The sequence below is a fragment of the Pseudomonas sp. GW-45 genome (assembly GCF_056896675.1).
Genome location: NZ_CM167674.1, coordinates 56,036 through 68,737, shown reverse-complemented (window position 1 = coordinate 68,737; position 12,702 = coordinate 56,036). Strand labels below are relative to the sequence as shown.

The following is a 12,702-nucleotide window of genomic DNA, read 5'->3' as shown; positions in this document are numbered from 1 at the left end:
AGCACCTTAACTACGCGTGTGGTACCCAGATTATGCCCTACCAACGGACAGCGCCTCCAGTACCCGTTTCGGGTATGTGCGCTGCGACCGTTTTTTTAGCCTGCCAGCGGCTGCTGTTGGGTAATACAGTGAATATTGCCGCCGCCTAGCAAAATCTCGCGGCCGGGCACGGTAACTACCCTTCGATCCGGAAAAATACGCTGCAGAATTTCCAGTGCTACTGCGTCCTGCGGATCATCGAAAGCGGGGGCAACCACACCGTCATTGACGATCAGGAAGTTGACGTAAGATCCCGCCAACTGAATTGAAGGATCACGCGGCTGGCTGCCCGCTACAACCGCCACACCGGCGCATTCTTCTGCAGTAGCAAACAACGGCCCGGGAATAGGAATGCGGTGTACCAAGAGTTCACGGCCCTGAGCGTCACGCTGACTCTCCAGCACCTGAGCCGCAGCCTGACAGCGTGCATAGTTAGGGCTGTGCTCGTCATCGGTCCAGGCCAACAACACCTCGCCGGGACGCACAAAACAACAAAAGTTGTCGACGTGACCGTCAGTTTCGTCGTTATACAGCCCGGAGGGCAGCCAGATCACTTTGCTGATGCCCAAGTGGTCCGCCAGCATCAGTTCAATTTCTTCGCGTTGCAGGTGCGGATTGCGGTTGGCGTTGAGCAAACATTCTTCCGTGGTCAGCAGTGTGCCTTCGCCATCCACATGGAATGAGCCACCTTCCAGTACGAAGCCTTCGGTGCGATAACGCGGGCATCGTTCCATGGCAAGAATTTTGTCTGCCACTTGGTCGTCCAGCGCCCAGTCGGCATAAAGCCCACCGTTGTCACCGCCCCACGCATTGAACGTCCAATCGACGCCGCGCAGGCTGCCCTGACCATTAATTACAAAGCTGGGCCCAGTGTCGCGTACCCAACCATCGTTGCTGCTCAACTCAATCACGCGGATACCGGGATGGTCGAGTATGGCAGCGGCATTTGCATACTGCCCTGCGCTGGCACAGACAGTCACTGGCTCAAAGCTGGCAATCGCCTTGGCCACTTCAGCGAAAGCAGCCTGTGCAGGCACCGCCTGATCGCGCCAGTTATCCGGGCGCTCGGGCCAAACCATCCAGGTCTGGCTGTGAGGCGCCCATTCGGCGGGCATAAAATAACTATCCTGTCGCGGTGTGCTGTGCAGCGTATACATGGGTAATCAGGATTCCTGTGAACCATCCAATGTTTTGATCGGACCGTAAAGGTTCGGGCGTCGGTCGCGGAATACCCCCCAAGCGCTGCGGATATGTTCAAGCGCGTCGAGGTCGAACTCTTGTATCAATACACCGGTTTCCGTCTCATTCAGTTCCTGCACTTTTTCACCGAACTGGTTGGCAATGAAAGACGAGCCGTAGAAAGTAATGTCGTAGTCGCCCTGCTCTTCCTTGCCAATGCGGTTGCTGGCCACCAGCGGCATCAGGTTGGCGCCGGCGTGGCCCTGCTGAACACGCTGCCAATGATCACGCGAGCTGATACCGGGATCATGCGGCTCGCTGCCGATCGCCGTTGGATAAAACAACACTTCGGCGCCCATCAGCGCCATGCTGCGGGCGCATTCAGGGAACCATTGATCCCAGCAGATACCAACGCCGATTTTCGCGTAACGGGTCTGCCACACCTTGAAACCGGTATCACCCGGGTTGAAGTAATACTTCTCGTGATAGCCGGGGCCATCCGGGATATGGCTCTTGCGGTATACGCCCAAATTACTGCCATCAGCATCAATGATGACGATGCTGTTGTAGCGCGCACGGCCAGCCAATTCGAAGAAACTGATCGGCAACACCACGCTCAGTTCTTTGGCCAACGCCTTGAAATGGATGATGGCCGGATTGTCATCAACAGGGGTAGCCAACTGCAAGTAATCGGCGTTCGGCTTCTGACAGAAATAGGGCGTCTCAAACAGCTCTTGAATAAGGATGATCTGGGCGCCCTGCCCCGCCGCTTCGCGCACCAGCTTTTCGGCCTGTGCAATATTGGCTTCACGATCCCACGAACAGCTCATCTGAGTTGCAGCTACGGTGACGGTACGGGCCATGGTTCACTCCTGACAGGTAAGTAACTTTCGACTTTATATTCGATAAATATCGGCAAATCAACGAATGAATAACAGATAAAAACAGTTAATCCGACAAAGTGTCGAATTTAATCGACAACAAGCCCATCGATAACGGCCTGATTTTTTAAACATTAACTACCATCAGTCGGCGGAGAGTCTCAACCGTCCGAAGTGAGCGGATTCTGCCGATAAAAATCGGCCAAATGCTGATACACCTCTGGCCAGGTGTGCTGCAGCATGGCCGGGCGCTCGAAGAAGGTCTCGGACAGTACCGCAAAGAACTCAGCCGGTGCCTCGAGTGCATAGGCGTCGATAGGCAGTTTCTCACCAGCGGCGGCACGACGCCCCAGGTCATCCCAAGCGGCACTCATGTCGCGCTTCCAGTCAGCGGGGCTCATGCCGTGATGTAGCGGCGGAGCACCATTGGCGCCGTCGTGCCGCATATCCAGCGTGTGCGCCAACTCGTGGATGACCACGTTATAACCATCGCGTTGACCGGATAACTGCACATCCGCGAGCGATAGCACCACGGGGCCACGTAACCAGGCCTCACCACTCAAGTTACGACCACCCTCATGCACCACGCCGGCCTCGTCTTGCCAGCTGTGCTCCGCATGAAAAGGGCCATCGTATAGAATCAGCGTTTTCCAGCGGTCATACCAATCCAGCCCCAGTTCAAGCACTGGCACTACCGCCATGCCCGCAATCCGCAAACACAGCTCGTCACTGGCCTCAGCATCACCCGCCGCGTGCAGATTCTTGCGCAGCAATAATCGCAGCGCCATATCCTGCAGTTTAGTGCGTTTAGCATCGCCAAGGCCTTGATACACAGACCAGTCGCCCAGAGCCTGTTGCCAAAGCTCAGGACTGATATCCAGCTCCGCCAACTGACGATCTTCCCGCCATTCGGCGAAACGTTTGAACAAGCTCATACCAACTCCTTGTCAGCCGGTGTCAATAATGGGGGTAAGTAGAGACCAAGGTAAGCAGTCATCATGCGCGTAGCCTCGCGGCACAGAACCGGGGTTAGCTGGCCATGTTGCTGATAATCAACAGCCAACAACTTATCTGCCGCCTGCATGGCCAGCGTAAATATATCCACTTCATGGGGCAGCGGCGGCAACTGGAAAAATGCCTCCAGGCAGCCACGAAAGCGCAGCCCCAGCTGGCGATCATGCAACCGATCAGCCTGGCGTACGGCACTCAGCTCATGCGCGCCCAGCAGTAACTCGCGGGCAGCCGCATTGCTCTGATAATAATCCTGAAAACGCTGCTCCAACTCTGCCACCAAAGCCATCCAGCTAACCGGCGGGGGTGTCACCGGCAACTGCAGCACTGCGTCGAGCTCAGCGAACACTTGCTGCGCCAAGGCGCTCAGCACATCACCAGTCTGCGGAAAAAAATGATAGACCGAGGACGGTGGAATCTCGGCTTGCTCGGCAATCGCATAGATGGACAGATCGGCCAGCCCCTGTTGATCGAGCAATAGGCGCGTCGCTTGCAGGATGCGCGCTATGCGCTCCTGACTGCTGGCTCGGTGCTTAGGGGTAGATCGGCTCATGTTAATCTCGTTCAACGGCTATCCTGCAGACGATACCATAGCAGCGCCAGCGCTCGGATGGCGGTTTGCAGCGGCGCTCCCGGTGGCACCGGCCAATGCCGCGTGCGCGCCAGCAGGTCGAAACCAGCGGCATCGCCGAACACGGTTTGCGCCATCAACTTGCCAGCCATGCCCGCCAACGCCACGCCTTGTCCTGAGTAACCCTGAGCGTAAAGCGTACGTTCCCCCAAGCGGCCAAACACCGGCGCCTTGTTCAGCGTCATCGCTACTTGCCCACCCCAGAGATACTCAAAGTCCTCCTCAGCCAACGCAGGAAACACCCGCGCCATCCGTTGACGCATGGTCGCACGCAAGGCATCCGGCTGCGCATCACGTGCGCTGGCACGACCGCCAAACAGCAAGCGGCTATCGGCACTGAGGCGGTAATAGTCGATCAAGGTATTCATATCGCAGACTGCGGCACGCGAGGGAATCAGCTGCGTAGCCAACTCTCCCAGCGGCCGGGTTGCGCCTATATAGCTACCAATCGGCATAAAGCGTTTACGGTGCCAAGGCAGCAGCTTGCCAAGATAAGCGTTACCCGCCAGCAACAAATGCTGGGCGCGGACCTTGCCATTAGCCGTGCGAACCTCAATTCCTGTGCCCGACCCGGCACGGCTCAGTTCGGAATAATCCAGCACGGCAGAACTCTCAAATATCTGCGCCCCGGCAGCCTCAGCGGCTAGCGCTAACCCATGCGCGTATTTCAACGGGTGCAGGTCGCCGCCACCCATGTCCATTACGCCAGCCTGATAATCGGAGTGCAGTAATGCCTGCAAAGAATTCCGCCCATGGAAAGCCAACTGGTCATAGCCAAGCGACTCCAGCTCCTGTTGCCAGGCCTGCAACTCAGGAACGTGCCGCGGCTTATTGGCTACCAGCAGGATGCCTGCCTTCAGGTCACAATCGATGTTGTGGCGCGCAACACGATTGCGCAGCAGCCCGACACCGTCCAGCGTCAGCTGCCAGACCTTGCGTGCGTCCTCTACGCCCAACTCGGCGACCATACGGCCGTGATCACACGCTAAACCCGGATTGATTTGTCCACCATTACGGCCTGAACAACCCCAACCAACCTGCTCAGCTTCCAGCACTATCACTCGCAAGCCGGCCTCCGCCAGCTCCAGCGCCGCAGATAAACCCGTAAAACCCGCACCCACCACGCATACGTCTGCCTTTAACTCACCGCGCAGCGAGTCTCGCTGTGCAGCCGTGCCCATGCTGGCGCGATACCAGGAATCATTCATCGACATACTTTTACTCCTGCACACAAACAAATCCCGCCAAACGGCGGGATTGTCTTGAGCTGTAGCGCCGGTGGGTTAGACCGTATGCAAATACCACATATATTCCAGATCGGAGATGGTCTTCTCAAACTCTTCCATCTCGCTTTCTTTACAGAGCACAAATACGTCGAGGTACTCTTCGCCGATGTACTCTTTCATCACTTCCGAGGTTTCTAACGCGCGCAGAGCGTCACGCAGGTTAGTCGGCAGTGAGGCCTCATGCTGGTCGTAAGCATTGCCCTCGGTCATTGGCGGCGGCTCGACCTTGTTGCTGATGCCGTAGTGAATCGCCGATAACAGTGCAGCCATCAACAGGTAAGGGTTGGCATCCGCGCCAGCCAGGCGGTGCTCGATACGCATCGCGTCCGGGTCGCCGCCCGGCACTCGCACGGCAACGGTCCGGTTATCGACACCCCAGGTCGGTGCGCAAGGCACAAAGAAGCTGGGGCTGAACCGACGATAGGAGTTCACGTTCGGACAGAGAAACGCCATATATTCGGGTAATGTCTTCAGCAGACCACCCACCGCCCAGCGCAGGTTGTCGCTCAGGCTGCCATCCGCATTGGAAGCAAAAATATTAGCGCCCAGTTCGTCAAGCAAACTGATGTGCACATGCATGCCGTTGCCTGCCTGATCGTAATAAGGCTTGGCCATGAATGTGGTGTCCATTTCATGGTCATAGGCGACGTTCTTGATTACACGCTTGAGCAGTACGTTGTAATCGCAGGCAACCACCGGGTCATCCACGTGATGCAGGTTGACCTCAAACTGGCCCGGCGCTGATTCTGCTACGATGGCGTCAGCGGGGATGCCCTGTTCGTGGGCAGCTTCGATGACGTCCTCAAGAAACTCAGCGTACTCATCCAGATCATCCATCGAGTAGACCTGAACCGAGTTCGGGCGCTTGCCAGACATAGGTGAGCGCGGAGGCTGCGGACGGCCGGTAAGGTTCTCCTGGTCAATCAGGTAGAACTCCAGCTCAAAAGCAGAAACCGGGGTCAGCTTGAGGTCCTTGAAGCGTTCAACGATACGTTGCAGAACATAGCGGGGATCAGCGAAGAAAGGGGTCTTGCGGTCAAACTCATACATGGTCATCAATAACTGACCCGTTGGCCGCTTCTGCCAGGGCTCTATATTAAGCGTGCCCGGGATCGGCAGGCAGATCCGGTCGGCATCGCCGATTTCCAGCCCCAGACCGGTTTCTTCTACTGTTGTACCTTGAATGTTCAGGGCGAAGACAGAGGCTGGTAGTGCGATACCTTTTTCAAAGGCTTTGGATAGTGCGGATCGGTCGATTCGCTTGCCGCGCACGATGCCGTTCATATCGGCAATCAGCAGGTCAATAAAATGTATTTCCGGATGCTCGGCCAGAAAGGCCTCCGCTTCCTGGACGCTAGCGGGCTGAATGGCTGCCGCAGCACCCGCTCCGGGTTGGGCTTGCATGGGTTGTCACCTGTTGTTTGTAAAATATATCAATCACGAAAGTCGTAAGTGCAGAGTTAATCCGAAAGGCTTCATGGAGTCAATAGAGTAGCATCCGCACACTATAGGTGCGCACTGCACCAATTAAGGCCGTCAGAGCCATTTTTAGCGTCCATCTCAACGCGATTCGATCCGCGATTTTGGCGTTTTGTGTTAATTATTTTTTATTGCTATTGTATAAAAAATCGAACAACAATGGCTTCGCGTAAGTTATTCACCACAGCCTTCGGACCCTCCATCTATGTCCATCAAACGCAAACCTTTAATAGGTGTTCCCTGCTGTACTGAGCAAGTCGGCCTGCATCCTTTCCATGTTGTGGGCGAAAAATACATCCTCGGCGTAGTAGAGGGTGCCAAGGGATTGCCGCTACTGATACCGGCGCTGGGTAGCGCGCTGGATACAGAGCAATTGCTGGAGCTATTGGATGGCATTATGTTCACGGGCTCCCCCTCCAACGTCGAGCCGCGCCATTACAACGGCCCCGCCAGCGCCGAGGGCACCAAACATGACCCCAAGCGCGACGCCACTACGTTGCCGCTGATCAAAGCAGCGATTGCGCAGGGTGTGCCGGTGTTGGGCATTTGTCGCGGCTTTCAAGAAATGAACGTAGCCTTTGGCGGCAGCCTGCATCAACGGCTGTATGAAGTCGGTGGATATATTGAACACCGCGAGCCAAAAGACCAACCGGTTGCCATTCAGTATGGTTTATCCCACGAGGTTCAGGTGGAACCGGGAGGATTGCTCTACGATATATCAGGCTGTAGCTCGGCTCAGGTCAACTCTCTGCATACGCAGGGCGTAGATCAGTTAGGGCCGGGGCTGCAGCCTGAAGCCAAAGCGCCTGATGGACTGATCGAGGCCTTCTCGGTCAGTCATGCATCCAATTTCGCCCTTGGCGTACAGTGGCATCCAGAATGGCAGGTGAAGGACAACACCTTCTATCTGTCGATTTTTCAGGCGTTTGGTGACGCCTGTAGAGCCCGTGCGTCGCGGCACTCCTGAGGCTGTTATGAACAAGATTGAAGCGTGGTTGAAAGAACACAAAATTACCGAGGTTGAGTGCATGGTCAGCGACCTGACCGGCATTGCCCGCGGCAAGATAGCTCCGACGATGAAGTTCATCTCAGAAAAAGGCATGCGCCTGCCCGAAAGCATCTTGCTGCAATCGGTGACCGGCGACTATGTCGAAGACGAGATCTATTACGACCTGCTCGACCCGGCGGATATCGACATGATCTGCAAGCCGGATGAAAACGCCATTTATCTAGTCCCGTGGGCGTTGGAGCCAACCGCGCAGATCATTCATGAGTGCTTCGACAAGACCGGCACCCCGATTGAAATGTCGCCGCGTAACGTGCTCAAAACAGTACTCAAGCTATATGAAGAAAAGGGCTGGCAGCCGATCGTTGCGCCTGAGATGGAGTTCTACCTGACCAAGCGCAATGAAGACCCTGACCTGCCGTTACAGGCACCGATAGGTCGCTCCGGACGTCAGGAAACCGGACGGCAATCATTTTCTATTGATGCAGCGAACGAATTCGACCCGCTGTTCGAGGATATGTACGACTGGTGCGAGGCCCAAGGCCTGGATCTGGATACACTGATCCACGAAGAAGGCACCGCGCAGATGGAGATCAACTTCCGTCACGGCGACCCATTGCACCTGGCAGATCAAATTCTGGTGTTCAAGCGCACCATGCGCGAGGCCGCGCTCAAGCACGACATCACCGCTACCTTTATGGCCAAGCCGATTACCAATGAGCCGGGCAGTGCGATGCACCTGCACCAGAGCATCGTTGATCGCAAGACCGGCGAAAATGTCTTCTCAAACGAAGATGGCAGCATGAGTGAGTTGTTCTTGCATCACATCGGCGGTTTGCAACGCTACATCCCCGAGATACTGCCGCTATTCGCTCCCAACGTGAATTCTTTCCGCCGCTTCCTGCCCGATACCTCGGCGCCGGTGAACGTGGAGTGGGGCGAAGAAAACCGCACAGCGGGCCTGCGCGTGCCAGATTCAACCCCGCAGAACCGCCGCGTGGAAAACCGTCTACCGGGCGCCGATGCCAACCCGTATATCGCGATTGCCGCCAGCTTGCTGTGTGGCTATCTCGGCATGGTCGGCAAGATGTCGCCCTCAGCACCGGTCAAGGGCCGTGCCTATGAACGGCGCAACCTACGCCTGCCCTTTACCCTTGAGGCCGCGTTGGAGCGTATGGAACAGTGCAAGGACGTAGAGGCCATATTAGGCAGCAAGTTCTGCCGCGGCTACGTAGCCGTCAAACGCGCCGAGCACGAAAACTACAAGCGAGTAATCAGCTCCTGGGAACGTGAGTTCCTGCTGCTGAGCGTGTAACCCCACACAATGGCATAACCTCCTGAGCAGCCTCGGCCGCTCGGGAGTCCGGAGATCAGGAGTACCGAATGACCAGTCAAAGCAAACTCAACACCGCCGAGCTGCAAGCCATGGATGCGGCGCATTATCTGCATCCGTTCACCGACCACAAGGAGCTGGGCGAGCGCGGTGCGCGCATCATTGAGCGCGCCGAAGGCGTTTACCTGTGGGACAGCGAAGGCAACAAGGTACTCGATGGCATGGCTGGCCTGTGGTGCGTCAATATTGGCTACGGTCGCAAGGAGTTAGCGGAGGCAGCCTATAAACAGATGCTGCAGCTGCCCTACTACAATAGTTTCTTCCAGTGCGCGAATCCGCCAGCAGTACAGTTGGCCAAGGCGATTGCCGACATTGCGCCGGAGCACATGAACCACGTGTTCTTCACTGGTTCCGGCTCAGAGTCCAACGATACCGTGCTGCGTATGGTGCGTCGTTACTGGGATCTGAAAGGCAAGAGTGGCAAGAAGACCATCATCAGCCGCATCAACGGCTACCACGGCTCCACCGTCGCTGGCGCCAGCCTGGGCGGCATGTCGGTCATGCATGAGCAGGGCGATCTACCGATCCCCGGCATCGTGCATATCGCGCAGCCTTATTGGTACGGCGAGGGCGGCGACATGAGCCCCGACGAGTTTGGCGTCTGGGCCGCGCAGCAGCTGGAAGCCAAGATTCAGGAGTTAGGCGAGGACAAGGTCGCCGCCTTTATTGCCGAGCCTATTCAAGGCGCCGGCGGGGTGATCGTTCCGCCGGATACCTACTGGCCCGAAATTAAGCGCATTTTGGCCAAGTACGACATTCTGCTAGTGATCGATGAGGTCATCTGCGGCTTTGGCCGTACCGGCGAATGGTTCGGCAGCCAACACTATGATCTAAAGCCCGACTTTATGCCGATTGCCAAAGGTATGACCTCAGGTTACTTGCCCATGGGTGGCGTGATCGTCAGTGACCGCGTAACCGAGACACTGGTTGAGCATGGCGGCGAGTTCTTCCACGGCTATACCTACTCGGGTCATCCGGTCGCTGCCGCAGTCGGCCTGGAAAACCTGCGCATTATGCGTGAAGAGAAGCTGACCGATTACGTGAAACAAGAAGCGGCACCGTATTTGCAAAAGAAAATTGCCGAACTGGCGGAGCACCGTCTGGTCGGCGAAGTGCGCGGTGTCGGATTGCTAGGCGCAATCGAGTTGGTAAAAGACAAAGCGACCCGTGAGCGTTTCCCGGACAAGGGCACCACGGGCTCTTTGTGTCGCGACTTCTGTGTCAGCAATGGCCTGGTTATGCGTGCGGTAGGAGACACCATGATCATGTCGCCACCGCTGGTCATCAGCAAGACAGAGATCGACGAAATGGTCGGCAAGATCTGGACCGTACTGGACCAGACCGCGGAGCAACTGGGCGTATAAGCGCCCTCCTGCACCACTGACTATGCTTGCCAAGGGACGTTTTACCCAGGGGCGCTTAGGCTACCCGATACTGCATTTCCAAAAAAATGGATGGAGAGCTGAAAGATGATGAAACATCTGGGCAAGACACTGCTTGCAACCGCTACCGCTGTATCCATAAGCGTCGCGGCTCAGGCAGAGGGCGTAGTCAACGTCTACAACTGGTCGGACTATATCGCCGAAGACACGCTGGATAACTTCCAGAAAGAAACCGGTATTCGCGTGGTCTACGACGTATTCGACAGCAACGAAGTGTTGGAAGCCAAGCTGCTGTCCGGCAGCTCCGGATTCGACATCGTGGTGCCGTCCAACCAGTTCCTCGGCAAGCAGATCAAGGCAGGCGCTTTTTCGCCGCTAGATCGCAGCAAGCTGCCTAATTGGGAAAACCTGGACCCGACACTGCTCAAAGCATTGCAGACCAACGACCCCGGCAACCAATACGCTTTCCCTTACCTTTGGGGCACGACTGGCATCGGCTACAACGAAGCCAAGGTCAAAGCCGTACTGGGTGATGACGCAGCGATCAACTCTTGGGATCTGGTTTTCAAGCCCGAGAACATGGAAAAGCTGGCCTCATGCGGCGTAGCCATTCTGGATGCGCCGGCGGAAATCATTCCCTCCGCGCTTTTCTACCTGGGACTGGACCCGAACAGCACCAATCCCGACGACTATAAAAAGGCACAGGAACTGTTGATGTCGGTGCGCCCGTACATCACCTATTTCCACTCCTCCAAGTTCATCACCGATCTGGCCAACGGCGATATCTGTGTGGCGGTGGGCTGGTCCGGTGACATTCTGCAGGCGGCCGCACGGGCGGAAGAGGCCGGCAATGGTCATGAGGTGAAGTATGTCATTCCGAAGGAAGGCGCCGCCATGTGGTTTGACATGATGGCCATGCCAAAAGATGCAAAAAATGTCGATAACGCTTACACCTTTTTGAATTATATTCTGCGCCCGGAAGTTATCGCCGAAATATCCAACTACGTGGCCTATGCCAACGGTAACAAGGCCTCCAAGCCTATGGTGGATGACAGCGTATTGAGCGATCCGGGCGTATACCCGAGCGACGAGACGCTGGACAAGCTATTTACCCTGGCCGAACTACCGCAGAACATCGAGCGTGTACGCACTCGAACCTGGACCCGTATCAAGTCAGGTCAATAATTGCCTAAATCCGGCCGGCGGTAGCTACCCCGGCCAAACCCAAAAAATCAGACCAGGCAAGCTGCTGGAGTCTGAATAGGAGAGACCATGAAGCGTCCCATGAAAAAAACATTGCTGGCCATGACCACCGCTGCCTTGCTAGGTGGCGTGGGTGCCGCCCAAGCTGACGGCAAGCTGAATATCTATAACTGGTCGGACTATATTGCCGAAGACACTATTGCCAATTTCGAGAAAGAAACCGGCATTCAAGTGACTTACGACGTCTACGACTCCAATGACGTACTCGACGCCAAACTGCTGACCGGGCGTTCCGGCTTCGATTTGGTCGTACCGTCCAACAACTTTCTGACCAAACAGATCAAGGCCGGCGTTTATCTGGAGCTGGATCACAGCAAGTTGCCCAACATGAGCAACCTGAACCCCGAGCTGATGAAGCAGATGGAAAGCATCGATCCGGGCAGCAAGCATTCGATCCCTTATTTGTGGGGCACCAACGGCATCGGCTACAACGTCGAGAAGGTTAAAGCCGCGCTGGGTGAAGATATGCCGCTGGACTCCTGGGCGCTGATTTTTGACCCTAAGTACACCAGCAAGCTGTCTAGCTGCGGTATCAGCATGCTCGACTCGGCCGATGAAATGCTGCCCAATGCTCTAGCCTACTTGGGCCTGGACCCGAATAGCACCAGCGCCGACGACCTGAAAAAAGCCGAAGAACTGCTGCTGGGTGTGCGCAAAGACATCACCTACTTCCACTCTTCGCGCTATATCTCTGATCTGGCCAACGGCGACATCTGCGTAGCCGCTGGCTTCTCCGGCGACATTTTCCAGGCTGCGGCACGCGCTGAAGAAGCCGAGAACGGTATCGACATCAAGTACATCATTCCAAAGGAAGGCGCGACCCTGTGGTTTGACATGCTGGCGATTCCGAAGGATTCCTCCAATCCCGAAAACGCCCTTGCCTTCATCAACTACGTGCTGCGTCCGGACGTGATCGCACCGATCACCGACTACGTTGCCTACGCCAACCCAAACAAGGCCTCAGATGAACTGGTAGATCCGGATATCCGCACTGACCCTGCCATCTACCCGTCTGACGAAATTATGAGCCGCCTGTACGTCAACGTGCCGCGCTCAATGGCCGGCCAGCGTCTGATGACGCGGTCATGGAGCCGCATCAAATCAGGTCGCTGAGAGCAAACTGAATAAGGGCTGCCCATGGGCAGCCCTTAT

The 12,702-nt window shown here is 56.2% G+C and carries 11 protein-coding genes; 5 read left to right on the top strand and 6 right to left on the bottom strand.

Annotated features, from left to right (window positions below; genetic code table 11):
- Positions 1-95: 95 nt before the first annotated feature.
- The 6 genes from aguA to AC1XYH_RS00255 all read right to left on the bottom strand — a co-directional run bounded on the left by aguA (position 96) and on the right by AC1XYH_RS00255 (position 6,431).
- A complete protein-coding gene (gene aguA, locus AC1XYH_RS00280; RefSeq protein WP_483324685.1) occupies positions 96-1,196 on the bottom strand; it encodes an agmatine deiminase in 1,101 nt (366 codons plus the stop codon).
- Between the two features lie 6 nt (positions 1,197-1,202).
- Complete coding sequence (gene aguB, locus AC1XYH_RS00275) at positions 1,203-2,081, bottom strand: N-carbamoylputrescine amidase (RefSeq protein ID WP_483324684.1); 879 nt, start codon at positions 2,079-2,081, stop codon at positions 1,203-1,205.
- A 179-nt stretch (positions 2,082-2,260) separates the two neighbouring features.
- Positions 2,261-3,034, bottom strand: a complete 774-nt coding sequence (locus tag AC1XYH_RS00270; protein ID WP_483324683.1) for a M90 family metallopeptidase — start codon at positions 3,032-3,034, stop codon at positions 2,261-2,263.
- Positions 3,031-3,663: a TetR/AcrR family transcriptional regulator gene (locus AC1XYH_RS00265; protein ID WP_483324682.1), complete on the bottom strand. Its 633-nt coding sequence runs from the start codon at positions 3,661-3,663 to the stop codon at positions 3,031-3,033. The genes AC1XYH_RS00270 and AC1XYH_RS00265 overlap by 4 nt, the downstream gene beginning before the upstream one ends.
- Positions 3,664-3,674: 11 nt before the next feature.
- A complete protein-coding gene (locus AC1XYH_RS00260) occupies positions 3,675-4,955 on the bottom strand; it encodes an NAD(P)/FAD-dependent oxidoreductase (protein WP_483324681.1) in 1,281 nt (426 codons plus the stop codon).
- A gap of 69 nt (positions 4,956-5,024) precedes the next feature.
- Positions 5,025-6,431, bottom strand: coding sequence for a glutamine synthetase family protein (locus tag AC1XYH_RS00255; protein WP_483324680.1), 1,407 nt, complete (start codon positions 6,429-6,431; stop codon positions 5,025-5,027).
- Positions 6,432-6,717: 286 nt separating this feature from the next.
- Here AC1XYH_RS00255 and AC1XYH_RS00250 point away from each other — a divergent pair, with 286 nt between their 5' ends.
- From AC1XYH_RS00250 to AC1XYH_RS00230, 5 genes are all read left to right on the top strand, one after another.
- A complete protein-coding gene (locus AC1XYH_RS00250) occupies positions 6,718-7,473 on the top strand; it encodes a gamma-glutamyl-gamma-aminobutyrate hydrolase family protein (RefSeq protein WP_483326425.1) in 756 nt (251 codons plus the stop codon).
- Positions 7,474-7,480: 7 nt separating this feature from the next.
- The gene (locus AC1XYH_RS00245) at positions 7,481-8,827 is read left to right on the top strand and encodes a glutamine synthetase family protein (RefSeq protein WP_483324679.1); all 1,347 of its coding nucleotides are present in this window, start codon (positions 7,481-7,483) and stop codon (positions 8,825-8,827) included.
- Positions 8,828-8,895: 68 nt separating this feature from the next.
- Positions 8,896-10,269 carry an aspartate aminotransferase family protein gene (locus tag AC1XYH_RS00240; RefSeq protein ID WP_483324678.1) on the top strand — a complete coding sequence of 458 codons (1,374 nt, stop codon included), beginning with the start codon at positions 8,896-8,898 and terminating at the stop codon, positions 10,267-10,269.
- 108 nt (positions 10,270-10,377) lie between these two features.
- Positions 10,378-11,472: a polyamine ABC transporter substrate-binding protein gene (locus AC1XYH_RS00235; protein WP_483326424.1), complete on the top strand. Its 1,095-nt coding sequence runs from the start codon at positions 10,378-10,380 to the stop codon at positions 11,470-11,472.
- 87 nt (positions 11,473-11,559) lie between these two features.
- Positions 11,560-12,663 (top strand): polyamine ABC transporter substrate-binding protein, encoded by a 1,104-nt coding sequence (locus tag AC1XYH_RS00230; protein ID WP_483324677.1) that lies wholly within the window; start codon positions 11,560-11,562, stop codon positions 12,661-12,663.
- Positions 12,664-12,702: the final 39 nt, after the last annotated feature.